This window comes from Rhodanobacter sp. UC4451_H18 (assembly GCF_052978225.1).
This window is the reverse complement of the sequence record NZ_CM129663.1, coordinates 1,713,575-1,739,002: the sequence shown is the minus strand read 5'-3', so window position 1 is coordinate 1,739,002 and position 25,428 is coordinate 1,713,575. Positions and strand designations below refer to the sequence as shown.

The 25,428-nt window shown below is 64.9% G+C and carries 23 protein-coding genes and 1 tRNA gene; 20 read left to right on the top strand and 4 right to left on the bottom strand.

Going from position 1 to position 25,428, the window contains the following annotated elements; all coding sequences use genetic code 11:
• Nucleotides 1-12: 12 nt before the first annotated feature.
• The 4 genes from dusA (at nucleotide 13) to ACVCMG_RS07975 (ending at nucleotide 3,470) form a co-directional block, all read left to right on the top strand.
• Nucleotides 13-996 (top strand): tRNA dihydrouridine(20/20a) synthase DusA, encoded by a 984-nt coding sequence (gene dusA / locus ACVCMG_RS07990; RefSeq protein WP_447097355.1) that lies wholly within the window; start codon nucleotides 13-15, stop codon nucleotides 994-996.
• Nucleotides 997-1,077: 81 nt separating this feature from the next.
• The gene (locus ACVCMG_RS07985; protein WP_298851460.1) at nucleotides 1,078-1,389 is read left to right on the top strand and encodes a PepSY domain-containing protein; all 312 of its coding nucleotides are present in this window, start codon (nucleotides 1,078-1,080) and stop codon (nucleotides 1,387-1,389) included.
• Between the two features lies 1 nt (nucleotide 1,390).
• Nucleotides 1,391-2,083, top strand: coding sequence for a response regulator transcription factor (locus tag ACVCMG_RS07980; protein ID WP_136259750.1), 693 nt, complete (start codon nucleotides 1,391-1,393; stop codon nucleotides 2,081-2,083).
• Complete coding sequence (locus ACVCMG_RS07975; RefSeq protein ID WP_395121329.1) at nucleotides 2,049-3,470, top strand: ATP-binding protein; 1,422 nt, start codon at nucleotides 2,049-2,051, stop codon at nucleotides 3,468-3,470. Before ACVCMG_RS07980 ends, ACVCMG_RS07975 begins: the two co-directional genes overlap by 35 nt.
• Before the next feature lie 6 nt (nucleotides 3,471-3,476).
• On the opposite strand, the gene ACVCMG_RS07970 is transcribed toward ACVCMG_RS07975, so the two are convergent.
• On the bottom strand, nucleotides 3,477-4,262 hold the full coding sequence (locus ACVCMG_RS07970) for a M90 family metallopeptidase (protein ID WP_395116212.1): 786 nt from the start codon (nucleotides 4,260-4,262) through the stop codon (nucleotides 3,477-3,479).
• Between the two features lie 12 nt (nucleotides 4,263-4,274).
• On the bottom strand, nucleotides 4,275-4,592 hold the full coding sequence (locus tag ACVCMG_RS07965; protein ID WP_395116214.1) for a hypothetical protein: 318 nt from the start codon (nucleotides 4,590-4,592) through the stop codon (nucleotides 4,275-4,277).
• Nucleotides 4,593-4,789: 197 nt separating this feature from the next.
• Here ACVCMG_RS07965 and ACVCMG_RS07960 point away from each other — a divergent pair, with 197 nt between their 5' ends.
• The 7 genes from ACVCMG_RS07960 (at nucleotide 4,790) to rocF (ending at nucleotide 9,435) form a co-directional block, all read left to right on the top strand.
• Nucleotides 4,790-5,770, top strand: coding sequence for a biotin--[acetyl-CoA-carboxylase] ligase (locus ACVCMG_RS07960; protein ID WP_395116216.1), 981 nt, complete (start codon nucleotides 4,790-4,792; stop codon nucleotides 5,768-5,770).
• Nucleotides 5,767-6,528 (top strand): type III pantothenate kinase, encoded by a 762-nt coding sequence (locus ACVCMG_RS07955; RefSeq protein ID WP_447101006.1) that lies wholly within the window; start codon nucleotides 5,767-5,769, stop codon nucleotides 6,526-6,528. The genes ACVCMG_RS07960 and ACVCMG_RS07955 overlap by 4 nt, the downstream gene beginning before the upstream one ends.
• Before the next feature lie 32 nt (nucleotides 6,529-6,560).
• Nucleotides 6,561-7,220, top strand: coding sequence for an SPOR domain-containing protein (locus ACVCMG_RS07950; RefSeq protein ID WP_447115322.1), 660 nt, complete (start codon nucleotides 6,561-6,563; stop codon nucleotides 7,218-7,220).
• A gap of 37 nt (nucleotides 7,221-7,257) precedes the next feature.
• Nucleotides 7,258-7,333, top strand: a tRNA-Thr gene (locus ACVCMG_RS07945).
• 167 nt (nucleotides 7,334-7,500) lie between these two features.
• Entirely contained in the window at nucleotides 7,501-7,743 is a 243-nt protein-coding gene (locus ACVCMG_RS07940) for a hypothetical protein (protein WP_395116221.1), read from the top strand.
• Between the two features lie 91 nt (nucleotides 7,744-7,834).
• On the top strand, nucleotides 7,835-8,044 hold the full coding sequence (locus tag ACVCMG_RS07935) for a hypothetical protein (RefSeq protein WP_447101004.1): 210 nt from the start codon (nucleotides 7,835-7,837) through the stop codon (nucleotides 8,042-8,044).
• A gap of 476 nt (nucleotides 8,045-8,520) precedes the next feature.
• Entirely contained in the window at nucleotides 8,521-9,435 is a 915-nt protein-coding gene (gene rocF / locus ACVCMG_RS07930) for an arginase (RefSeq protein WP_447115321.1), read from the top strand.
• A 135-nt stretch (nucleotides 9,436-9,570) separates the two neighbouring features.
• On the opposite strand, the gene ACVCMG_RS07925 is transcribed toward rocF, so the two are convergent.
• Complete coding sequence (locus tag ACVCMG_RS07925; protein WP_447105515.1) at nucleotides 9,571-10,170, bottom strand: hypothetical protein; 600 nt, start codon at nucleotides 10,168-10,170, stop codon at nucleotides 9,571-9,573.
• Nucleotides 10,171-10,249: 79 nt separating this feature from the next.
• A complete protein-coding gene (locus ACVCMG_RS07920) occupies nucleotides 10,250-10,840 on the bottom strand; it encodes a hypothetical protein (protein ID WP_447115320.1) in 591 nt (196 codons plus the stop codon).
• A gap of 372 nt (nucleotides 10,841-11,212) precedes the next feature.
• Between ACVCMG_RS07920 and ACVCMG_RS07915 the strand changes: the two genes are divergently transcribed.
• The 9 genes from ACVCMG_RS07915 to ACVCMG_RS07875 all read left to right on the top strand — a co-directional run bounded on the left by ACVCMG_RS07915 (nucleotide 11,213) and on the right by ACVCMG_RS07875 (nucleotide 25,428).
• Nucleotides 11,213-12,574: a tryptophan--tRNA ligase gene (locus tag ACVCMG_RS07915; protein ID WP_447115319.1), complete on the top strand. Its 1,362-nt coding sequence runs from the start codon at nucleotides 11,213-11,215 to the stop codon at nucleotides 12,572-12,574.
• A 57-nt stretch (nucleotides 12,575-12,631) separates the two neighbouring features.
• Nucleotides 12,632-12,955, top strand: a complete 324-nt coding sequence (locus ACVCMG_RS07910; RefSeq protein WP_447097345.1) for a hypothetical protein — start codon at nucleotides 12,632-12,634, stop codon at nucleotides 12,953-12,955.
• Between the two features lie 162 nt (nucleotides 12,956-13,117).
• A complete protein-coding gene (locus ACVCMG_RS07905) occupies nucleotides 13,118-15,346 on the top strand; it encodes a DUF5916 domain-containing protein (protein WP_447101003.1) in 2,229 nt (742 codons plus the stop codon).
• A 78-nt stretch (nucleotides 15,347-15,424) separates the two neighbouring features.
• The gene (locus ACVCMG_RS07900; protein WP_447115318.1) at nucleotides 15,425-15,943 is read left to right on the top strand and encodes a YgjP-like metallopeptidase domain-containing protein; all 519 of its coding nucleotides are present in this window, start codon (nucleotides 15,425-15,427) and stop codon (nucleotides 15,941-15,943) included.
• Between the two features lie 2 nt (nucleotides 15,944-15,945).
• Nucleotides 15,946-16,590 (top strand): DUF6348 family protein, encoded by a 645-nt coding sequence (locus tag ACVCMG_RS07895; RefSeq protein ID WP_447115400.1) that lies wholly within the window; start codon nucleotides 15,946-15,948, stop codon nucleotides 16,588-16,590.
• 597 nt (nucleotides 16,591-17,187) lie between these two features.
• On the top strand, nucleotides 17,188-23,058 hold the full coding sequence (locus ACVCMG_RS07890; RefSeq protein WP_447115317.1) for a hypothetical protein: 5,871 nt from the start codon (nucleotides 17,188-17,190) through the stop codon (nucleotides 23,056-23,058).
• Nucleotides 23,055-23,990, top strand: a complete 936-nt coding sequence (locus tag ACVCMG_RS07885) for an RHS repeat-associated core domain-containing protein (protein WP_447115316.1) — start codon at nucleotides 23,055-23,057, stop codon at nucleotides 23,988-23,990. Before ACVCMG_RS07890 ends, ACVCMG_RS07885 begins: the two co-directional genes overlap by 4 nt.
• 11 nt (nucleotides 23,991-24,001) lie before the next feature.
• Nucleotides 24,002-24,361 carry a hypothetical protein gene (locus ACVCMG_RS07880; RefSeq protein ID WP_447115315.1) on the top strand — a complete coding sequence of 120 codons (360 nt, stop codon included), beginning with the start codon at nucleotides 24,002-24,004 and terminating at the stop codon, nucleotides 24,359-24,361.
• 101 nt (nucleotides 24,362-24,462) lie between these two features.
• Nucleotides 24,463-25,428, top strand: a complete 966-nt coding sequence (locus tag ACVCMG_RS07875) for an RHS repeat-associated core domain-containing protein (RefSeq protein WP_447115314.1) — start codon at nucleotides 24,463-24,465, stop codon at nucleotides 25,426-25,428.

Here is a 25,428-nt window from a genome sequence, read left to right as displayed (position 1 = left end):
TACACTACGCGCATGAACGATTCCGCCGCCGCCTCGCCGTGGCACTTCAGCGTCGCGCCCATGATGGACTGGACCGACCGCCACTGCCGCTACTTCCACCGGCTGCTGTCGCCGCGCGCGCGGCTGTACACCGAGATGGTGACCAGCGCCGCGCTGGTGCGCGGCAAGCAGCTGCGCCTGCTCGAACACAGCCAGCAGGAACATCCGCTGGCGTTGCAGCTGGGCGGCAGCGAGCCGCAGGAACTGGCACAGGCGGCGCGCTTCGGCGCGGAGGCCGGCTACGACGAGATCAACCTCAACGTCGGTTGCCCCTCCGACCGGGTGCAGTCGGGCCGCTTCGGCGCCTGCCTGATGCGCGAACCGGCCCTGGTCGGCGAGTGCGTGAAGGCGATGCGCGATGCGGTCGAGGTGCCGGTGACGGTGAAGTGCCGCATCGGCGTGGACGACCAGGATGACTACGCAGGCCTGCAGCACTTCACCGAGACCATGCTGGAGGCGGGCGTGCGCGTGCTGGTGGTGCACGCGCGCAAGGCCTGGCTCAAGGGCCTGTCGCCGAAGGAGAACCGCGAGATCCCGCCGCTGGACTACGAGCGCGTGTACCGGCTCAAGCGCGAGTTTCCCGAGCTCGTGGTGGTGGTCAACGGGGGCATCACCACGGTCGAGCAGGTGCGTACCCACCTGGCCCGGCTGGATGGGGTGATGCTGGGCCGTGCGGCATACCACGATCCGTACCTGCTGGCACAGATCGAGCACGCGCTGCACGGCGAGCCGCTGCCTACCCGGGAAAGCGTGCTGCAGCGCCTGCGGCCCTACATCGAGGCCGAGCTGGCGCGCGGCACCGCGTTCAAGCACATCAGCCGCCACCTGCTGGGCCTTTACCAGGGCGAGCCTGGCGCGCGCGCATTCCGCCGCGCGCTCAGCGAGGGCGCGCATCTGCCCGGGGCAGGCTGGGCATTGCTCCAGCAGGCCATGGCGCCGTGCGCGGCGGCAGCGTGACAGGCGCGCCCCGTCCGGCCAGTATTCAGGCCTGACCTCTTAGGCTGGGCGTTCGCTCAACGCCGGACAGGATATTCACGCATGATCAGGTACAAGAGCATGCTGCTGGCAGCCCTGATCCCGTTCGGGGGCGTGGCGGCGGCGCAGACGGGCAAGCCGGCGGTGACGCTGGATCAGGCGGTGCTCCAGGTGCAGCAGGAAACCGGCGGCAAGGTATTGTCGGCGGAGTCGCGCGGGGTCGGCCGCCGGATGGAGTACCGCATCAAGGTGCTCACCCCGAACGGCCATGTGAAGGTGATGGCGATTTCCTCCGAAGCGAGCAAGAATCCGGGGTCGGCCCAGTCGACCAAGAACCCGCCCGGGCGGAATGCGGGCAGCAAGGAGAAACATTGATATGCGCATCCTGTTGGTGGAAGACGAGGCGCCGTTGCGCGAGACGCTGGCGGCCCGGCTGAAACGCGACGGCTTTGCCGTCGATGCGGCGCAGGACGGCGAAGAGGGCATCTATCTCGGCCGCGAGGTGCCATTCGACCTGGCCATCATCGACCTTGGCCTGCCCAAGATGTCGGGCATGGACCTGGTCAAGGCGTTGCGCGAGGCGGGCCAGCGCTACCCGATCCTGATCCTCACCGCGCGCGGCAGCTGGCAGGACAAGGTCGAGGGACTGAAGTACGGCGCCGACGACTACCTGGTCAAGCCGTTCCACGTCGAGGAGCTGCTGGCGCGCATCAACGCGCTGGTGCGCCGGGCCAGCGGCTGGTCCAAGCCGATCCTGGCCTGCGGCGTGATCAAGCTCGACACCACCGCGCAGACGGTGACCGTGGAGGGCAAGCTGGTCGACCTCACCAGCTACGAGTACAAGGTGCTCGAATACCTGATGCTGCACGCGGGCGAACTGGTCTCCAAGGCCGACCTCACCGAGCACATCTACCAGCAGGATTTCGACCGCGACTCCAACGTGCTGGAAGTTTTCATCGGCCGCCTGCGCCGCAAGCTCGATCCGGAAGGCACCCTGAAACCCATCGAGACGGTACGTGGACGCGGATACCGCTTTGCCATCCCGCGCACCGACGGCGACGACGAATGAGCCATCGCCCGCGCGCCGCCCGCTGTCGCTGGCGGCGCGCGCGGCGATCGCCACCGGATTCGTGCTGGCCGGCTTCCTCGGCCTGGTCGGCCTGACCCTGTCGCAGGCGAACAAGGAGCGTGCGCTGAGCGCGCTGCACGACCGCCTGCAGAACTTCGCGATCGCCTACATCACCAACTTCGACGTCAACCGCTACGGCCGCATCCTGTCGCCGGACACCTCGCCGGATCCGAATTTCTCGCGCCCGGGTTCCGGCCTCTACGCGGTGGCGGTGGGCGACAAGGACTTCCGCTGGGAGTCACCCTCCGCGATCGGCCGTGACTTCAGTTTCCTGGTGCCGCTGGAGCCGGGCGCCAGCCGCTTCGTCGGCCCGATCGACACGCGCATGGGTCGCCTCTACTACTACAGCTACGGCGTGGCCTGGGACACCGAGGCGGGCAAGTCGGTGCGCTTCACCGTGATGGTGGCGCAGACCGAGGATCAGCTCGAGGGCGGCAACATGGCCTACCGGCGCGCGCTGGTGATCTGGCTGTCGATCCTGGGCGTGATGCTGATGGTGCTCCAGCTATTGCTGCTGCGCTGGAGCCTCACCCCGCTGCGCAAGGTGGCCAGCGACATGAGCCGGGTCGAGCGCGGCGACAGCGAGCAGCTGGACAGCCAGTACCCGCTGGAACTGACCGGCCTGACCGAGCGCATCAACGCCTTCATCACCAACGAGCGCGAGCAGCGCACGCGCTACCGGCACACGCTGGCGGATCTCGCGCACAGCCTGAAGACGCCGCTGGCGGTAATCCGCTCGCAACTGGAATCCACCACCGGCGAGGTGCTGGCCGGGCGCAGCACGGCGGTGCTCGATCAGGTGCGCCGGATGGACGAACTGGTCGCCTATCAACTGGCCCGCGCGGCCACCTCTGGCCGGCAGACTTTCGCCAGCGCGGTGCCGATCGCGGGCGCGGCCGAGGATCTGGTGCAGGGTCTGGAGAAGGTCTACGCGGCCAAGAACGTGTTGTGCGAGTTCGACATCGGCGAGGGCGCGGCGTTCTACGGCGAGCAGGGCGACCTGCTCGAACTGCTCGGCAACCTGCTGGAGAATGCCTTCAAGTGGGCCTCCCACCGCGTGTTGCTGGAGGTCAAGGCGCAACCGGAGCACGGGCGCAAGCGGCCGGGCCTCTACATCAGCGTGGAAGATGACGGCCCCGGCATCGCCGAGGACAAGATCGAGAAAGTCCTGCAGCGCGGCGTGCGCGGCGACGAGCGCGTGCAGGGCCACGGCATCGGCCTGTCGATCGTGCAGGACATCGTGCACGCCTACCAGGGCGAACTGGTGGTCGATCGTTCGCCGGAACTGGGCGGCGCACGCTTCAGCGTGCGGCTGGCCGCGAGCTGATCCTGCTCAGCGGCGACAGCCGCCGCACGGCTCCTCGCCGTCGGCGGGCGAGGGGCCGTAGAACGCGTGCAGCAGTTCGGCCACCGCCGGCTCGGTTTCGCGCAATACGGCTGGCTGCGAGTAGTGCAGCTCGCTGACCACGGCGAAATACTCGCCGGCGCTTTCGGTCGCGTAGTGGTCGATCGGCGCGTGGCCGGGGCCGGCGGCCAGCAGGCGGTCGTAGGCGCGCTGGAACTCCCCGATCCAGCGCCGCCGCGGAATCTCGCGCAATGGCGGCACGCCGTCGGGCGGGCCATCGAGCATGTCCAGCTTGTGGGCCATCTCGTGCACGACCACGTTGTAGCCGTCCCACGGCTGCTCCAGGTCCAGTTGCACGTCGGCCAGGGACAGCACCAGCGGGCCATGCTCCCAGGCCTCGCCGATCAGCACCTCGTCGCTCTCGGTGACCACGCCGGTGTGGTCGTCATGGTGGCTGCGGCGCACCTTGAACTCGCCCGGGTAGATCAGCACGTCGCGCCAGCCGCGCAGGCTGGTCGCACCCTGCTGCAGCGCCGGCAGGCAGGCCTGCATGGCAATCAGCAATCGCCAGTAGTCGTCCAGTACCGCGCCGGCCAGCGCGTGAAAACGCTTGCGCGCCAGGAAGATGCCGGCGAGCTGGCGCAGTTGCAGTTGTCGCGCGGGGTCCAGCCGACGCGCCAGCGGACAGGCCGCCAGGGCTCGCCGCCACAGGGGGTCGGCGATCGGTGCAGGTTCAAAGTGTGCCCGCAGGGATGTCCACCAACGGCGCGGCATGCCGCCGAACGCTTACTGGATCGACCCAGGCAGCAGCGATTGCCAACCCAGATGTGGCCGGGGCGCAGGGGCCGGTGCCGGCGAAGCCGCGCCGGAACGGTCGTTGCTGCTGCGCACGGCGCCGCTGGTGCTGCTGCTGCCGGGGCTGCTGTTCTCGCGGTTCATGCCCAGCACGTCGCCGGCGATGCCGTCTTCGCTATCGTGCGATGACGCGTTGCTTGCGGTTGGGCTGCCGCTGTCCACGCCTTGGCTATCGAGGCTGGCCGCTGCTGTCGCGCCGGCGAAGGCGAGGCACAGGATGCAAGCGATGATCCGGTGGGTGGCGCGCATGGCAGTGAAACTCCCCAGGCCGCAAGCGAAGAATCCGATCGTCGCAGAAACCGGGCGCTGCTGCCAGTGCAAGCGGCGGGCGCGCGTGCCGCAGTGCAGCGTGCGGCAGGCTAGAATGATTCGATGGTTCTTTTCTCCACCGTTCCCCTGCCTCGCGCTGCCCCCACGGCGCGCGCCGCCGCGCGCCGGGTTCGCTGATGCAGCCGCTGCAATTGCTGGCCTTGCTGGCTCCCGGCGCACCGCTTTCCGGCGCGGCGCTGGCCGAGCGCAGCGGGGTGACCCGGGCGGCGATCTGGAAGCAGGTCGAGGCACTGCGTGCGCGGGGCGTGCCGGTGCAGACCCGCGGCCGGGCCGGCTATTGCCTGCCGTGGCCACTGCAGATGCTCGACGCGCAGCGCATCCGCGCCGCCTTGCCGGCCGATGTCGCACGCACGCTGGGTACGCTGGAAGTGCACGACGAGCTCGACTCGACCTCCAGCGAACTGCAGCGGCGGCTTGCCGATGCAGCCGACCTTTGCGTGGTGCTGGCCGAATCGCAGAGTGCCGGGCGCGGCCGGCGCGGTCGCGACTGGCTGTCGCCGCCGGGGTTGAACATCTATCTCTCCTGCCTGAAACGATTCGGTGCGGGCTTCGCGGCGCTGGGCGGCCTGTCGCTGGCGATCGGCGTGATCGTGCTGCGCGCGCTGGATGAACTGGGCGTTGCCGGTGCGGGGCTGAAATGGCCGAACGATGTCTTGGCCAGCGACGGCAGCGGCAAGCTGGCGGGCATCCTGGTCGAGCTCAGCGGCGAATTCCAGGGGCCCTGTTCGGCGATCATCGGCATCGGACTCAACCTGCGCCTGACCCCGGCCCTGCAAGGCCAGGCCGGCCAGCCGGCCACCGACCTGGCCAGCCTGTGCGCGGGCGCGCCGCCGGATCGCAACCGCGTGGCCGCGGCGCTGATCGCTGCGTTGGCGCAAGGCCTGGCCGAGTTCGAGCGCGAAGGCTTCCACGCCTTCGCCGCCGACTATGCGCGCCACGACCTGCTGCGCGGTCGGCCGCTGCAACTCAGCGGAGCGCTCGGCACGTTCGACGCACTCGGCGCAGGCATCGACGCGCGCGGCGCCTTGCGGGTGCAACTGCCTGACGGCAGCGAGCGGCGCATCGACAGCGCCGACGTCACGGTGCGCCGCGCATGAGACTGCTGCTGGATCTGGGCAATTCGCGCCTGAAATGGGCGCTGCAGGGACCGTCGCCCGCATGGCTGGCGCAGGGCGTGCTGGAGTGGCGCGAGGATCTGGCCACGCTGCCGGATGCGGCGTGGGCGGGTTTTCCGCGATCGACCCAGGTAGTCGGCGCGTCGGTGGTCGACGACGCGCGCGAGCAGCGCGTTGCCGCCGTGCTGCGGCAGGCATTCGACAGCGCGCCCGAATGGCTGCGCACCCCGGCCAGCGCCTGTGGCGTACGCAATGCCTATGCCGAGCCACAGCGGCTGGGCGTGGATCGCTTCCTCGCCATGGTTGCCGCGCATGCCACCCATCGCGAGCCGTGCGTGCTCGCCAGCGCCGGCACCGCGCTGGTGCTCGATGCGCTGGCCGCCGATGGCCGGCACCTGGGCGGGTTGATCGCGCCGGGCGTGCAGCTGATGCAGCGCTCGCTGCTCGATGCGACTGCGCTGGTGCGCCCGCAGCGACCCGGCGACATCCTGCAGCTGGCCGACAACACCGCCGATGCGGTGACCTCCGGCTGCTGGCAGGCCGCCGCCGCACTGATCGAGCGCTTCCATGCGCAGATGCGTCCGCGCCTGGGCGGCGAACCGGCGCTGATCCTCGACGGCGGCGATGCGCCGCGACTGGCGCCGTTGCTGTCGCTGCCCGTGCAAGTCGGCCAGGACAGCGTGTTGCGTGGCCTGGCATTGTGGGCGGATGCGCACATGCCGACGCCGGCCAGCCACTAGAATGAGTGGTTGGCGGTCTTGATGGGGGTTCGATGTTCCTGCGTCTGCTGTTTGTCCTGTTGAGCGCGCTGAATATCGCGGTCGGAGCGTGGCTGCTGTTGGGCCAGCCCTACCGGCACGTCGGCGACGCCACCGACCCGGGCGTGGCGCCACTGCAACTGTTGTCGGAACTGCCCGCGGCGGAAGGCACGATCGCGGTGCCCGAAACGCCGGCCGCGGCCGTCGATGCCTCGCAAGGCTTTCGTTGCATGGCGCTGGGGCCGTTCGACACGCCGCAGGACCTGCGCAGCGCGCGCCAGGCGCTGGACGGGCACGTCGCGCGCATGCGCTCGCGCCAGCAACAGACCACCCAGCCCAGCGCGTGGTGGGTCTACCTGCCCGCCGCCGCCAGCCGTGCGCAGGCGCTGCAGACGGCCCGCCAGCTTGCCGCGAAAAACATCAACGACTATTTCGTGGTCGGCTCCGGCGACCAGGCCAACACGGTGTCGCTCGGCCTGTTCCGCGACCCGGCCAATGCGCGCAAGCGCCTGGACCAGGTGGCCGCCGCCGGCTTTCCCGCGCGCATGAGCGAGCGCAGCGAAAGCGTCCCGGAGTACTGGCTCGACCTCGCCATCGGCGCCGCCCAACCCTTCGACTGGCGCCAGTACCTCGGCGCCAGCGACCTCGGCACGCAGGACATCCGCTGCTTCTGAGCGAGCGCAGCGCCCCGCTGCTAGAATCCCCGCCTGCGCCGGCATAGCTCAGTTGGTAGAGCAGCTGATTTGTAATCAGCAGGTCCCGGGTTCGATTCCTGGTGCCGGCACCATCCGCCTGCATGGCCGCCGCCGCGCCATCCGCCCGCGGCGCGCCGACTCCCCACAGCAACTGTAGGCCTGCGCTGACAGACCCGGCGCCAGGCCTCGACACATCCTTGGCAAGCTCCGGTGCGCCCCTGCGCGCATCGGTCTCTATTCTTCGGCCGAGGGGGCGCCCATGAGCGTGGTCCTGACCATCAAGGAAAGCCGCCACGGCCTGTGGCGCATCTGCAGCGGCCCGGACGTCCTGTTCGACCGCCTGCGCTTTGCCCATGCCATCCGCCTGGGTCGCGGCCTGGCCCGCGAGGAGCACGCCAGCTCCGGTACCGCCGCCCGCGTGGAGATGATCTGCAACGATTTCAGCATCCCGCTGGTGCAGTACGCCGAGGTACGCCGCTCCCCGATGACCGCCGTGTCCTGAGCCCAAAGCTTGGCGGTACGTTGCGGCGCGGCGTGCGTGCGTCGCGAAATTTGTTACGATCGCTTCAACGGCTACGCAGGGGTAGCCGGGAGTGATCGACATGCAAACACCGTATGTGCAGCCCGCCCTTTGGCGCGGCTTGCAGCTGTTTGCAGGGATGCTGTGGGGGAAACCGGCCAAACCAGCTACCGCGGGCGCGACAGCGCGTGCGGCGGGCGATCTGGTGACGTGGCGGGCCGGCGCGCGATCGCGCCGCGAGGATGAACTCGAACGCATGCGCGACGACGCACCTCTGACTTGACGGCGTCCCGACCCGGTTTCGGGCTCGTCGTTCCGGCGAAGGCAAGCTGTTGTCCGCAGCAGATCCGTTCTTGACGTCCACCGCGTCAAGGCGCAAGACGGGCGTTGCGTGGCCCACCTCGACACGCCCGCTTGCCCCTTCGTCGGTCCGGCGGAGGCTGGCATTGTCCTTCCGTCATGCCACCACACGGCGCGCGGGCCATGGCAGCCCACGGGCCTCGGGTTTCGCTGTCGTCGCAGGCCACCCGCCGGTCATGGCGTGGTGGGTCACGCATCGCGCGTGACGCGGCCCCCACGACCTGATCCGTTAGACTTGCACCATGCGCGGCGGTCATCGCCGCGCATGCATTCTTGCGTCCACGACCGCGCACCATGTTTGCGCGATGTCCCGGTACAGCGCCATGGACGCCGCGTGATCCACCGTGCCGGTGCACCGCGTCAGCGTGCGCGCCGGACTCCACCGCAGGCAAGAACTTCATGAACACACAAACCGTTTCACTGATCGGCGTTCCCACCGACATCGGCGCCGGCCACCGTGGCGCCTCGATGGGGCCGGAAGCCATGCGCGTCGCCAACCTGGCCGCCAAACTCGAACAGCGCGGCCTGCAGGTAATCGACCGCGGCAACCTGCAGGGGCCGCTCAATCCGTGGCTGCCGCCGGTCGACGGCTATCGCCATCTCGACGAAGTGGCCGCATGGAATACGGCCGTCTATACGGCTGTTCGCCAGGAGCTTCAGTCCGGCCGCCTGCCGATCATGCTCGGCGGCGACCATTGCCTCGCCATCGGCTCGATCAGCGCGGTGGCCGACCACTGCCGCGAAACCGGCAAGCAGCTGCGCGTGCTGTGGCTCGACGCGCATTCGGATTTCAACACCGCCGAGGCGACGCCGTCGGGCAACATCCATGGCATGCCGGTGGCCTGCCTGTGCGGCCGCGGCCCGCAAGTATTGACCGGGATCGGCAGCCACACCCCGGCGATCACCCCCGACGTGATCCGCCAGATCGGCATCCGCTCGGTCGACTACGGCGAGAAGCAGCTCGTGCGCGAAGCCAACGTGGGCATCTTCGACATGCGCCGGATCGACGAGGACGGCATGAAGCGGGTGATGGAGCAGGCACTGGACGGCATGGACGACAACACCCACCTGCACGTGAGCTTCGACGTCGACTTCCTCGACCCCAGCATCGCGCCCGGCGTCGGCACCACCGTGCGCGGCGGCCCCGGTTATCGCGAGGCGCAGCTGTGCATGGAAATGATCTCCGACAGCGGCCGGCTGGCCTCGCTCGACCTGGTCGAACTCAACCCCGCCTTCGACCGCCGCAACGCCACCGCCAAACTGGCAGTGGATCTGATCGAGTCGCTGTTCGGCAAATCCACGCTGATCCGCTGAAGCGGATCGCAAGACCGCTTCATGCGTGCACCATTCCTTCAATACGCGTGCAACATGTTGACTGAGCAGATTCGTAGGGAAACCTCAGACTCTGCCCATCTTTCTGTGCTGAACTGGGGTCTGGAAACCGCCTAGCTATTTGTATGGGCCTCGCTCACCGAAGAAAACTAACAGGATCGGACTAGTGATTGCCGCGATCAGGTGGGCCAGCGAGGAGAGAAAAAACCTTCGTTGCTTGGCTTGCGACGATGCGTAGAACCTCAAACCCCAAGGCATGCCGCTAAAGAAGGCCCGCAGATACCACCGATTTGCGGCGGAAAAGTCATTTTTAGTATTCTGAAGCACATGGCCCATTATCATCATGGCCTTGGCATTCCCGTCGACAGAGACTGCTCTCTCGCATAAATCAAGAACCTCGTTTGCATTTTCCCTTTCGCTAAGTCTGTACAGCATTCTTGCCCGACCAATTAGGCCTTCACTTTGAAACTCGCCTTCTTCTGAAGATAGCTCGGAAAAAGCACTTAAAGCAACTGGGTTGTTGTTTCCACCAAAGGCACCTTCTTCTTCGAGCCTCGCATAGATATATCGCATTCCAGTAGCACTTGGAAATGAAGAAGGATCGGATTTAGATCTATCCAATAATTTTTTAACCTGATCAAAGTCATCCTTATCAAGGCAACGCATAATTTCACGAAGCTTTTTTTCCGCAAGATATAACTGACTAGTTGATTTCACGCGCTTGTCTCCGACTAATGCCGCCGACCATGGCCACCGTTACTTTATATAGGATGCGAGCCAGGGCGGGCTCTAGATTTTAGGCGGTGGCGGTGGCGGTGGCGATGGCGGCTCGGGCGGTGGCGGACGGCAGGCGATAGGGGCCACCACTGGACGGCACAGGAACGGCTGCGTCCAACCCCAGTGCCGTGGTGTCGCCTCGACCGGGCAGGTGGATGGCGATACCTTGCCAGGCTTCGCCGCGGGAGAAAGCCATGTTAGGCCCGAACGCCAAACCGGGAACGCTTCCCTGGGAGCAACGTTGCGCGCTCCAGCCAGTCGACGTCGGGTAGGTCGCGGCCATCAACGGCACATCGACATCCCAATTGCCCGTGCCTCGAAGCAGAGAGTCGTAGGGCTGGATATCGTCCTGCGGTTGCAGCTCAATGGCCAACGTGCGGGCAAGTTGCACAGGCAAGCCGAAATTGCCCGGCACGTCGATATCGGTGACGGAAAACGACGTCGAGCCATTTGAAAGGCTGACATGTTCGCCCGCAAAGCCGTTCTCTAACGCTGAAATTTGCTGAGTGGCCTTGATGCGCTTGGCATATTCGACCCATGTCGGAATGCCGCCTCCGCTGTCCAGTGCGAACGCCCTCGGCGCGGCACACAGCGGCACCAGCAAAACCATCAGACAAAATGCCACTCGCGTGGCAAACCCTTGCGGTAGCCGCATCGTGTTCCGAGCCATGCTTCCCCCTTTTCCCTGTGCCGCTTCGGCGGAAATCCCTCGTGCACAGGCCTTGCGTAGCCTTGCGCGGCGCGTGGTACGGCGTGTTCGCTCTCAATACTCGCCGCAAGTTCATGCGTCAAGGGGTTGCTGGCAGCAAGCTTTCGCCGTTGATGCAAGATCATGCATGAGGAGACGCATTGACCGCTCCCATGAGGCTGTGCAGGAGCTGCATAGTGGGCGCGCTCGTTGCCTGCCGGCGTGCTACCAGCCCCGCGGTTCAATCCGCGCGGTCCGATGTCGTAGACTGGCGTTTTCCTTGCGCGGCGCAGCATGAACACCCGAGTCCTTACCGGCATCACCACCACCGGCACGCCGCATCTGGGCAACTACGTGGGCGCGATCCGCCCCTCGGTCGAGGCCAGCCGACGGGCGGACGTGGATGCGTTTTTCTTCATGGCCGATTACCACGCCCTGATCAAGAGCGATGACGCGGCGCGGATCGAGCGGTCGCGGCTGGAGATCGCGGCGAGCTGGCTGGCGGCGGGGCTCGATCCGGCGCGGGTGACGTTCTATCGGCAATCGGACATCCCGGAAATCCCCGAGCTGACCTGGTTCCTCACCTGCATCGCGTCCAAGGGCATGCTCAACCGCGCGCACGCATACAAGGCGGCGGTGGACAAGAACGCCGCGGCAGGCGAGGACGCCGACGCCGGCATCACCGCCGGCCTGTACATGTATCCGGTGCTGATGGCGGCCGACATCCTGGCGTTCGATGCGCACCAGGTGCCGGTGGGGCGCGACCAGATCCAGCACATCGAGATGGCGCGCGATCTCGGCCAGCGTTTCAACCATCTGCATGGCCGCGAGTTCTTCGTGCTGCCCGAGGCGCTGATCGAGGAGCAGGTGGCCACGCTGCCGGGGCTCGACGGGCGCAAGATGTCCAAGAGCTACGACAACACGATCCCGCTGTTCGCCGGCGGCAGCAAGGCGCTGCGCGAGGCGATCATGCGCATCGTCACCGACTCGCGTGCGCCGGGCGAGCCGAAGGATCCGGACGACTGCGCGCTGTTCACCATCTTCCGCGCCTTTGCCAGCGAGACCGAAACGGCGGCATTCCGCCGCGCGTTGGAGGAGGGGCTCGGCTGGGGCGAAGCCAAGCAGGTGCTGTACGAGCGCATCGAAACCGACGTGGCGCCGATGCGCGAGCGCTACGACACGTTGATGGCCGACCCGGCCGCGATCGAGGTGATCCTGCAGGAAGGCGCGCGCAAGGCGCGGGCGATCGCCACGCCGAAAGTGGCCGGCCTGCGCGAGGTGCTGGGTTTGCGTGCGATGCGCACGGCTGGCGCAGCGGCGGGCCCGGCGCGGCCGGCGAAGGTGCAGCGCGTCGCACGGCTGGCCAGTTTTCGCGACGACGACGGCCGCTTTCGTTTCCGCCTGTTCTCGGCCGAGGGCGAGGAGCTGCTGCTGTCGGTGCCGTTCGCCGACCCCAAGGCGGCGGGTGCAAGCCAGAAGCGCCTGAAGCAGTTGGGCGCCACCGCGGCCGTGGTGCAGGTGCGCGGCGCGAATCTGGTGCTGGAGATCGATGGCGAGGCCGTGGCGAGCACGCCGGATTATCCGGACGAAGCCGCGCGCGAGCAGGCGCTGACGCGCCTGCGGCTCGCGCTGGACCAGCTCGCGACGCAGGATTGAATGGCCGCGGTGCTCTCGCCGTTCCGACTCGCCGCCGCGCCCTGAAAGGAGATATCCGTGCGTTACCTGTCCATCCTGTTGCTGGCCCCCTGGCTGCTGGTGCTGTGCGTGATCTACTGGATCTGGCCGCGCAGCCTGCCGCGAACGGCGGGCCGGCGCACGTTCGACGTGCTGGTGCTGCTGCTGGCCGGCATCGCCACCGCGCTCGCCGCGCTTGCCGGTTTCGATTCGGCCGTGCTGCCGGAGCCGGGCGAATTCGGCCCGGTCAGCGGGTCGATCTGGCAGCAGGTGCTGCCCGCGTTGTGGGGCTACGGCGCATTTGCCGCGGTGATCGTGCCGGCGCTGGTGCTGCGCCAGTGGTGGTGGGGGCGCAAGCGCTGATCGTGTCCCGGCGCGGCGCGGGCCGCGCCCGCGTCATGCCCTTTGCATGACCAATGGCCGTCGAGGAATTCAAACCTTCGCGGCAAGCTGTGCATCTACCCCATGCCGAGCGCGCCGGTTCCACTGCGCCGCGCGGCATTCTCTCCCCGTGGATTCCCCGACATGCGCCTTGCATGCCTGTTGTTCCTGACCCTGGCCGCGGCCTCGGCGCCGGCGCTCGCCGTCGAGATTGACGGTCACATCCAGCCGGCCGAGTGGGCCGGCGCACGACACATCACCGATTTTCGCCAGACCCAGCCGCTCAACGGCCAGCCCGGCACGCTGCATACCGAGGCCTGGGTGCTGGCGACGCCGGAGGGGCTGGCGGTGGCGTTCCGCTGCGACCAGCCACCGGAGGTGCCGCGCACGCGCCAGCGCGTGCAGCGCGATTTCGACGACCAGGTGGACCGCGTCAACGTGATGGTCGACTTCAACGGCGACGGGCGCACCGGCTACGATTTCGTGGTCAGCTCGACCAACGGCATCAACGATGCGGTGATCACCAACGAGAGCCGGTTCAACAAGGACTGGGACGGCAGCTGGCAGCACGCGGTGAGCGAAGATGCGGCCGGCTGGAGCGTGGAGATCCTGATCCCCTGGTACACCGCGCCGATGCATGCGGCGAAGGACGGCCAGCGCACGCTCGGCATCTATCTCGATCGCGTCACCGGCTCCACCGGCGAACGCGACGCATGGCCGGTGGCCAGCTTCATGCGCCCGCGCTTCCTGTCCGAGTTCGAGCGGATCGAGGTGCCGCAGTACCACCAGTCGCTGTTTGCGATCACGCCGTATGCGTCGGGCCTGTACGACAACGTGCGCGGCCGCAGCCATTTCCAGCAGGGCGCCGACATCCTGTGGAAACCGAACGGCCAGTTCCAGCTGACCGCGGCGTTGAACCCGGATTTCGGCCAGGTCGAGAGCGACGACCTGGTGGTCAACTTCGGCGCCACCGAAACCTACGTCAGCGACAAGCGCCCGTTCTTCACCGAGAACCAGGGCATCTTCGATTTCAGCCTGCTCGACGACAACAGCCAGCTGGTCTACACGCGCCGCGTCGGTGGTCCTTCGGACGATGGCATGGGCGCGGCGGACATCGACGCCGCGGTGAAGCTCAATGGCAGCGTCGGCACCACCAGCTACGGCGTGCTGGCCGCCGACGAGGACGGTCAGGCCGGGCGCTTCTTCGGGGCCGCGCGGGTGACCCACGACTTCGGCACGCAGAGCCTGGGCATGCTGCTGACCCGCGTCGACCGGCCATGGCTGGATCGCGAGGCGACCGTGCTCGGCGTCGATCACCACTGGCAGCCCACCGCGCAGCTGACCATCGCCACCAACGTGGTGGCCAGCGACATCCTGCAATCGGGAACGCACACGCGCGACAGCGGCGGCACCGTCATCGCCGACCTGGAAATGGGCGACGGCTGGCGCCAGCAATGGCTGGGCATGCACTTCGGCGACCGACTGCAGGTCAACGATTTCGGCTACCTCGAACGCAACAATTTCAACTACGCCCACTGGGAGGTGCGCAAGCGCTACGCCTCGCTGCCGGCGGACTCGGCCTACAGCTCGCACGACTGGCATTTCCGCATCGACGCGCTGGACAACGACCACGGCCTGCGCCTGCGGCGGCAATTGCGCATCCGCCGCACCAGCACGTTGCGCGACGGCACCACCGAGGATGCACAGCTCAACGTCAACACGGCCGGCTGGGACGACTTGCTGACGCGCGGGCATGGCGCGCTGTTCCTGCCGCCGTCGCTGGATTTCTTCTACGAGCGCATCAGTCCGCGCCACGGCGACTGGGCGTTCAAGCTGGATGCGGAGGTTTTCACCGGCGGCCTCGGCGGCAACCGGCAGGCCGCCTTCGACATCGAGTTCGTGCCCACCTACTTCATCAACGACGCCTTCAGCGTGTACGCCGGGCCGTCCTGGCAGCGCATTCCGGACTGGCTGGTCTGGCAGCACGACAACCTGATCGGCCGCTTCGACCAGCACACGCTGCAACTCGATGCCGGTTTCGACTGGGCCATCGACCCGCGCCAGGAACTGCGCGTGAAGCTGCAGGCGATCGGGCTGGACGCGCGCCTGCGCGGCGGCTACCGCGTCGGCGCCAGCGGCCGCGCCGAGGCCAGCGACGAGCCGATCGACGACTTCAACGTGCGCAACCTCGGCCTGCAGATCCGCTACCGCTACGAGCTGGCTCCGCTGTCCTACCTGTACGTGGTCTACGGCCGCGGCGGTTACGCGATGGATGGCCTGGCGCGCCACACGGGCGATGTCCTCGGCAACAGCTTTGCGTTGCGCGACGACGAGCAACTGCTGGTCAAGCTGAGTTACCGCTTCGACATGTAGCGGCGTGCGTCGTCGCATCCGCGCGACTTCCGTGGGCGCTCCACCCGGATCGAGGCGGCGCAGTGCGAGAATGGCCGCATGGTCGCGCTCAAGTATCTCCAGGCATACCCCGCCACGCTGCAGGACAAGGTGCGCGCGCTGATCGCGCAGGAGCGCCTGGGCGAGCACCTGGCCAGGCGTTACCCGGCGCGCCACGACGTGCAGAGCGACAAGGCGCTGTATGCCTACGTGGCTGCCTTGAAACAGCAGCACATGAAGAATGCACCCGGCATCGACAAGGTGCTGTACGACGCCAGGCTCGACGTGCTGCGCAACGCGCTCGGCCTGCACACCGCGGTCTCGCGCGTGCAGGGCGGGCGGCTCAAGGCGAAAAAGGAGATCCGCGTGGCCAGCCTGTTCAAGGCTGCCGCGCCGGAGTTCCTGCAGATGATCGTGGTGCACGAACTGGCGCACCTGAAAGAGATGGAGCACAACAAGGCGTTCTACCAGCTGTGCACGCACATGTTGCCGGACTACCATCAGCTGGAGTTCGACCTGCGTGTCTACCTGACCTGGCGCGAGCTGCCGTCGAACGACACCACCCCCTCGCAGGCATGACGATGGACAGCGCGGCGTTGCAGAAATACCTGTTGCAGTTGTTCGAGCGCCACGACGTCGAGCTGGAAGCGGACGAGGACGGCTGGCTGGTCACCGACGGCGATTTTCCGGCGATCCGCGCTGCCTGGCATGCGGGTGCGGCGGGCGAGCCCGGCCGGCTGGACGTCGACGTGGTGCTGAGCGAGGAGCGCTACATCGAGGAGAGCTTCGCCGGAGCGGGCGGCGGCGACACCGGTTGCCGCGACGCGCTGCGCGCGTTCGAGCACGATGCGTTCCACCCGCTGCTGGCCGCATGCTGGTACGTCACCGACGACCGCCGCATGCGCATTGCCGCGTGGGAGATCGGCGTGCGCACGTGGGACGTGTTCATCGGCCCGTTCAGTGCACGCGGCGCGGATGCCGCCAGCATGCCCACCGAGGCGCTGGCGTCGATCGAGGCGGCATTGAAGCGCGAAGCGCTCAGCCCCGAACTGCACTGGGTGCGCCTCGTGCACAGCCATGCCGCGGATGGCGATTCGCGCTGCGAGGCACTGCTCGACAACGAGCTGTGGACCGCCGGCACGCTGGCGTTGAACGCGGTCGCCTGGCCGCAGGCCGGTGACTACAACGCGCGCTGTTTCATGCTGCCGGATGTGCGCGACTACTGACATCGTGTTCCCCGCGCGATGAAGCACATCGTGCAAACATCTGGGCTATGCCCAGTGCCGTCTGGTTCTTCGGCTTCCTGATAAACAGTTCCGGCGTATTCAGGCGCCAGGCGCGCGTTTGCCATGCCGTCACCTGGTAGGCGCAGATTTCACGCTTGCCCGTCGCGATCCTGATTCTGGTTCTGCATGAAACACAGGCTGGTGGTCAGCGCACGCGCTTCGGTCGGCAAGGATAGCCATGGAGGATGCAGGCCCAAGGATCCCTCTCCGGATATGACCGTTCACGCGGACGTCTCATCGACACAGATTGCTTCTTGCCATACGCTTGTGATCGAGCTAGGTTTTCGCGGTCGGATGCAAGGTTCGATTTAGGGGGCCATGGGGATGGCGTTCAAATTGCAAATTCGCTGCGGCTCGCCGATCCGTTCTGGATAGCGCGGTTCCTACACCTTCGCTGTGGTGCTTTTTGCAGTATTCACCAGCAGCTCAATGCTCATTTGACTCGTTCAAGACGAGCGTTTTGGCATCTTCGCACCATGCCGTGTGCACCAACGCGTGAACGGCAATTCGCAGTAGTAAATGGACTTTGGGGAAATCATGAAGACACGCACGGGAAGCTGGTTGGGCTTGGTATTGTTGATGGCGACGCTGGGGGTTCACGCGCAGTCCACCGATGGCGTTGAGCCCTACGAAGAATACGGCAAGCACCTCCGCAGTGCGCAGGAGGTTTCCCCGCTTACATCCGATCTCTTTGGAGACCAGGTCAGTCTCTACAACGGCGCCACCGAGTTCGATGTTGCCGACATCGACTTGCCCGGTAACAGCAGTTTGCCGGTGCGCTTCGGTCGCCGCCTTACCATCGACGACCGGCGTCGCCCCACCGGGCGGCTGGGCGGGTTAGGCGACTGGGACCTGGATGTTCCCTACATCAATGGGGTGTTCACGCAGCAGAACGGATGGGTCGTCCTGGGTAGCGATTACCAGACTGCGAGCACAGCACGCTGCAGTATCACCCACCCGGTGTACACAACGGTTGGATCCGAAGTGCCGCCGGTGGCATCGGTCTGGGACGGCAACCAGTTGCATATTCCTGGTGCGGGTAGTGAGGAGTTGCTGCGCAACACCGAGGCGAAATTGCCGGCTATCACTGATGGCCAAACCTACCCATGGATCACCAAGAATTACGATCTGGCGAGATGTCTTTCCAGTACCGCCAATGGCTATCCCGGCGAAGCGTTTTCCGTACTCACGCCGAGCGGCGTGACCTACACCTTCAACTGGGCCTTGATCAATCCCACATCGACCCTGCTCTACTCGGGCGTGGCAACCAACGGCGCGTCCTACAACGCCAACGTGACGCGTTCTCGCATCTATCTGTTGGCTACCCGGGTGCAGGACCGCTTTGGCAACTGGGTGACGTACACGTACAACAGCTCCTCGCAGTTAACCAAGATCTTGGCCAATGATGGCCGCGAGATAGATATCACCTGGTCCGGTGATCATGTCACCAGCGCCGCAGCCGGCACGCGAACCTGGACCTACGGCTACGCCGGTGATGGCAGTTTGATCAGCGTGACCCGACCCGACGGGTCGCAGTGGAAGTACGCCGTTGTTTCCGGTTCGCTGGCGACGGTCACCAATCACGATCACTCGCCGCCCCCTTCGGCGCACTGCCAATTGGCGCCCGACCCCAACACCGGAAACGTCGTCTACGCCATGGATAGCCCTTCGGGCGCCCATGGCGTGTTTACGTTCCAGTACCAGCGCCACTGGCGCACCTACGTGCCCAAATCATGCGTGCCGTACAACGAGTACACCGCATACGCTGAAATTTATGACTTCTTCGACAACTTCACGCTCCAATCCAAGCAGATCAGCGGTGCCGGGCTGAGCACTCAGAACTGGACCTACGACTACGGTAGCAACAATGGCGGGTATTTCACGCCAACGATCCCGGCCTCCGTCAATGAGGGTGAGGACTACATGCCACCGGGTGATTGTTCGACGTGTGCCGTGTCCAAGGTGGTGACGGTGACCAGTCCCGGCGACATCAGCAAATACACTTTTGGCGTCGAGTACGCGCGCAATGAGGGTCGCCTGCTGCAAACCGAGACCGACGCACTTGACGGCACCACGTTCAGGACGGTCAGCAATACCTACCTTGACGATAGCCAGATCGGCGCGCAGGCCTTCCCGGACAATGCCGGCATCTCGGTGCAATCGATCGCCAAGAACCCCATGGTCGGGCGCATTCGACCAGTGGTCACAATCGCCACCGTGCAGGACAACAACACTTACACGCGCCAGAACCAGGCTTTCGACGCCTTTGCCAACCCGACCTTGGTTACGCGTTCGAACGACATTGCGGGCCAGACCCCAATCACCGAACAGACGACGTACTTCAACGATTTGAGTCGATGGGTGCTGAGTCTGCCGCAAGACGTGACCAACACAGGCACCGGCGAAGTGGAGTCGAGCAACACCTATGACCCCAGCGATGACACGTTGCTGAGCCGGGCGCGGTTCGGCCAGACGCTGATGCATTACACGTACAACAGTGCCGGCCAGTTGGCCAGCTTTACCGACGGCGATAGCAACACCACAAGTCTGAGCAACTACTACCGCGGCATTCCTCGACTGATCAACTATCCCGACAGCACCAGCCAATCCGCCACCGTGAGTGACTACGGTGAGATCACCTCGGTGACCGATCAGCTTGGTCACACCACCAACTATCAGTACGACGCCGTGGGCTGGCCTGTTGAAATCGACTATCCCGGTGGCGACGAGGCCGCGTGGTATCCGCGCAAGTTTGCGTTTGCCTACGTGGCCAGTGCCGAACGCGGCATCGCCGGTGGTCATTGGCGGCGTACCGTCAGCACGGGTAACAACGTGTCGGTGACGTACTTCGACGCAATGCTGCGCCCGCTGCTCAGCGACACTTACATCAACGGCACCGCGGGTTCCGACATCACGATGGCAAGCGCTTTCGACTGGCGTGGTTTGGCGACGTTCTCTTCCTACCCGGTGAGCGGTACGCCTGACCTGGCTGCGATCACCTCGGGCACTCATACAACCTATGACGTGCTGCAGCGTCCCACGCAGACTGCGCAGGATTCCGAGCAGGGAACGCTGCTGACCAAGACCCAGTATCTGTCCGGCGCTCGCGTGCAGCTGACTGATCCCGGAAACAATGTCACCACCACCACCTATCAGGTTTTCGACCAGCCCTCCACCCACGCCGTCATCCAGGTACAGGCGCCCGAGGGCGTGACCCAGACGATCGCTCGCGACGTCTACGGCAACCTGACCGCAATCACCCAGTCGGGCCTCTACGGCACCGAAACGGACAGCGTTGCCAAGCAGTTCTACTACGACAGTTTCCATCGTCTGTGCCGCACTACCGAGCCGGAAAGCGGCAGCACGATCACCACCTACGACAACGCCAACAATGTGCACAGCACGGTATCGGGGCTGGCGATCAGTGGCGACGGCTGCGGCAGTGCTCAGGCCAGCGCGCTGACCACCTTCAGCTACGACCCGATGAACCGGGTCACGTCCATCCTGCCGCCGGCAGGCACCCAGAGCACGTCCTATCACTACACACCCGCCGGCAATGTGGATCAGGCCAACTCCGGCACCAGCCTGTGGAGCGCGCACTACAACTACCGCGGCATGATGACCGATGAGACCTTGACGCCTGCCACGGGTCAGAACCCATTGATGCTGGGCTACGCGCACAACGCCTACGGCGACCTCGATCACGTGGTCTACCCGGACAGTGAAAGCGTCAGCTACGCACCCGACGCCCGCGGCCGCCCGACGAAGGTCGGCAGTTATGTGCATGGCGTGGAATATTTCCCGAACGGCCAGGTCGCCGGATACACCTATGCCGACGGCACCAGTTACGTCGCCGAGCAGAACGCACGGCAGTTGCTGAAGAATTTCACCTACGGCAACGGCACAAACCTGACCCTGAGCGAGGATCTGAGCTACGACCACAACGGAAACATCCTGAGCGTGCAGGATCTGGTCGACGGCAAACGCAGCAAGACATTTGGCTACGACGGCCTGAACCGGTTGGTCAGCGCCGTGGCTCCCCAGCTTTGGGGAACTGAATCCTACAGCTACGACCCGCTCAACAACCTGCGCACGCGCCTGACCGCCGGCCAGACCAATGTCTATGCTTACGATCCGTCCAATCGCCTGACAAGTATCGTACGGGCCGGCGTCACCATCGCCAGTTTCGGCTACGACAATCGTGGCAACGAAACCAGCCGGAACGGCAACGCGTTGCTGTTCGATTTGAAAAATCAGCTGACCCATATTCCGGGGTTTGACAGCTACCAGTACGATGCCGCAGGGCGGCGTACCGTGAAAACGCCGGACAACGGCGGTGGATCGACCTACAGCTTCTATAGCCACGCCGGTCAGCTGCTGTACCAATACGAGCCGGGAATCAGCAAGAGCACCAATTTCATCTATCTTGGCAGTCACCTGGTTGCCGACAAGGAGCACCTGCAATTGTCGGCACCCGGAGCGGTGAGCTTCGATGCCAACCCCAACAACGGCAATTACACCGTGAGTTGGGGTGCGGTCACGGGGGCCTCCAGCTATCTGCTGCAGGAACAGCCCAGCAACGGGAGCTGGACTACGGTCTACAGCGGCGCGGCAGCGAGCAAGGCACTGAGCGCCCGGGTCGGCGGCAGCTACGTTTATCAAATCAAGGCATGCAATGGCAGCGCTTGCGGGCCCTGGACGCTATCGGCCACGCTGGGCGTGCGCCCGACACTGCCCGTGGTGACGGTGCCCAGCGGTACCGTCAATGGCGGCTACACGGTGAGCTGGACAGCACCGGCCAGCGCCAACGCCTATCAGGTACAGGAACGGGTCGATGGCGGCGCCTGGACCACCATTGCCAGCAGCACGCCAAGTACCTCGATCAGTCGCCCAGGAACAAGCAGCGGCAGCTACACCTACCGGGTGGCGGCCTCCAACAGTTACGGCACCCGCGGTTGGGCCACCTCCGGCGCGGTGACCGTGGACACGACCTACGGTGTGCTGCCCGATGCACCGACCAGCCTCAGTGTACCGGCGACCAGCAACAATGGCAGCGCCACGCTGAGTTGGGCGGCCACGACCCTGACCACTAGCTACACGCTGCAGCAAAGCGGCAACGGCGGCACCAACTGGGCAAACGCCTACCAGGGGACCGCGACCAGCACCACCGTGTCAGGTCTGCCCGATGGTTCATACAGCTATCGCGTGCAGTCGTGCAACACCTATGGCTGCAGTCCCTGGCAGGCCGGCAGCGGCACTCTGGTGGTGACGCATCCGCCCGCCGTCGCTCCGGCGTTGAATGCCACTCCGGACAGCAGCAACGGCAGCTACACGGTTACCTGGAATGGCGTCAGTGGCGCGCTGACCTATCAGTTGCAGGAACAGGTCAACGGGGGCAGCTGGACTACCGTCCAGAACTCCGCCGCGACCCAGTGGAGCGCCAGTGGGCGCGGCACCGGTACCTATGGCCATCGTGTCCAGGCCTGCAACGTAGGGGGCTGCGGGCCATGGAGTGCCACGGACAGCCTGAGCGTGCTGCTTCCGCCGCCGGTCCCGGCCAGCGTCAGCGTGCCGCCGACCAGCAATGGCCCGGTCACGGTGAATTGGTCGGCCAGCGCGACGGCGACAAGCTACACCCTGCAGCACGCCAATAACGGCGTCACCGGTTGGAGCACGCTCTACAGTGGTGGTGCGACAAGCTACAGCGGGAGCGAGACCACTACGGGTTCCTGGATTTATCAGGTGCAGGCGTGTAACGCGAGCGGCTGCAGCGCCTTCCGCGTCAGCAGCGGGGTGACGGTGACGATACCGCCGGCCAGCGCACCGAGCCTGAGCGTGCCGACGAGCAGTGCCAACGGCAGCTATACGGTCACTTGGAGCGCCATCAATGGTGCCAGCGCCTACGTCCTGCAGGAGCAGGTCAATGGCGGCGGCTGGAACACCACACAGAACAGCGGCGCCACCAGCGACGCGTTCAGCGGCAAGAGTACCGGGTACTACGGCTATCGCGCGCAAGGTTGCAATGCCGGTGGTTGCGGTCCCTGGAGCGCGGTCAGCACCATTGCGGTGGCGCAGCCACCGGCCCCGCCATCATCGGTAACGGCACCATCTTACGTGCACGGCACGGCGTACACCGTCAGCTGGAGTGCCTCGTCAGGCAGCACGTCCTACAACGTGCGTCGCACCAACACCGACACCGGTGGGTCGGCCATCATCGCCAGCACCGCGGCGACCAACGTCGGCATTGCCGCGCCCACCTCCAGCCAGACCTTGCAGTACGCGGTGCAGGCCTGCAACGCCAACGGCTGCTCGGGCTTCACCAACGCCCCCAACACCACCTATACCGATCGCAAGGGGACACCGCAAATCGTGAATCCCGTGCCGCTCCAGCTGGGAGGCACGCCATGAATACCTGGCAGAAGATCGCGCTGGCCGTGTTGATGCTGGCCGCCGGCCAGCTGCACGCCGAGGACGCCGTGCACTACTACTACACCGATCCGCAGGGCACGGTGCTGGCCAAGGCGGACGCGACGGGCAATGTCATTGCGACCTACGACTATGCGCCGTACGGCAGTCAGGCGCTGGGGATGCCGCCAAGCGGCCCGGGGTATACCGGGCATGTGAACGATCCGGATACCGGGTTGGTGTATATGCAGGCGCGCTATTACGATCCTGCCACAGGGCGGTTCCTGAGTACCGATCCGGTGGGGCCAAGTCCTGGGAGTCTCTTCCACTTCAATCGGTACGATTATGCCAATGACAATCCGTATCGGTATACGGACCCCGATGGGCGGTGCGCCGACGGTTTGAGTTGCGACACGATGGTGCAGTCCTTTGGAGGGCAGCCGTCGTCACCGCAGGCAGCAGAGCTGGCGGCCAGTGCGCTTCCGGTTGTAGGCGATGCTGTCAACATCGCCGAGGCGATCAAGAATCCGAGCGCGTTGACTATTACAGCGGCTGTCATCGGGGTCGTTCCGGAGGGCGCTGTAGTCGGTAAGGCGCTGAAGGGAGTCGCGAAGCTTTTTGGAAAGGCACAGAAAACCTTTAAGGCCGGAAAGGAAACGATGCACGCCGCAACAAGCGAAGGAATTGCTGCAAAGGAACTGACCCGCACTGACGCGGTAAGCGTGAATCTAAATCAGACCATCACTACCGCAACCGATGGCGAAGTAAAATCTGCGCTGCGCCCGGATGTACAAACGGTCCGCACAGACGGCAAGGTTGATGTTCATGAGGTGCTGTCGCCAGGGCAGAACGCGAATGCCTCAGCTGCTAAGTACACCAACGCGTTGGGTGATAAGGCCGGAACGGTTAAGTGTGTTCCCCAAGACAAGTGTTAGATGACTCACGCATGGAAAACAAAAATGACTATGCGCTAGACAGCGAACATCCGATTCCAAACTTGGATGTAGTTGATGTAAACACCGTAAAGAAAGGCGGTGGTTCTGATTTGTTTATCGTGGTCGCGACGCCACTCTCTGATGATCGCCGGTCACTGCAGCGCTTGTTGCGCAAGATTGAGCGCTATTTGGAGTTCATGCACACCTCGGAGTTTCGCACTGAGAGCGGCATACACACGGTCGAAAATACAAATATCATCGTGAAGATCCACCCCGATTCATCTCCAGCCGCCTTTGAACTGTTGGAGCGCAGTAAGCCATGGGTGACGGACAACAATGCTAATCTCGTTGTCGACACGCAGCTTACATAGGAACAGAACAAGAAAAGGCAATTAATGGGGACGTGGCTAATTAAGTCGCAAGGGGCACCGCAAATCGTGAATCCCGTGCCGCTCCAGCTGGGAGGCACGCCATGAATACCTGGCAGAAGATCGCGCTGGCCGTGTTGATGCTGGCCGCCGGCCAGCTGCACGCCGAGGACGCCGTGCACTACTACTACACCGATCCGCAGGGCACGGTGCTGGCCAAGGCGGACGCGACCGGCAATGTCATTGCGACCTACGACTACGCGCCGTACGGCAGTCAGGCGCTGGGTGCGCCGCCGAGCGGCCCGGGGTATACCGGGCATGTGAATGATCCGGATACCGGGTTGGTGTATATGCAGGCGCGGTATTACGATCCGGGGGTGGGGCGCTTTCTCAGCGTCGATCCGGTGACGCCGTCACCGGGAAATACGTTCAACTTCAACCGGTATGACTACACCAACAACAATCCGATCAATCACACCGATCCGGATGGGCGCAACCTCACCGAGGCGCTAGGCGGACTGTTTTACGAAACGGGGTCCTTCGTCACAGGCAATGGCTTCCACGGTAGTCAAATCGTGGGCGCGTTGAAAGATGGCTACAACGGCGAAGGCGGTGGTGTATTACACGCACTTGGACAGGATGCGACCACGATTTCTGTTGCCGCGGGTGGTGTCGGCGCGTTGAGGGCTGCAGGAGCCCTTGCGGTTCGAGAAGCTGCTACCGAGGGCGCGGGCGTGGTCTACAAGAGGATTAACCCGGAAACCTTGGAAGAATACGTCGGAAAAGCTAAGTCGATTGAGCGTTATATTGCTAGGCAAGGCGAGCATAATCGCAAATTGGGCATAGATCATGAATACAAAATACTAGGGCGCGCTGAGCCAGGAAAAGAACTGAGCTATTTGGAAGAGACCCAGATTCGTGCAAATGGATGGTTGCAAAAGGAAGGAGGGACGCTTGCAAACAAGATTCACGCCATGAGTCAAAAGAATTACAATAGTTTCCAAGGCACGTTCAGGGTAGAAGGGCGTATAGATTCGATCAATCTCGGAAAGAAATTGGATGGTGGCTAG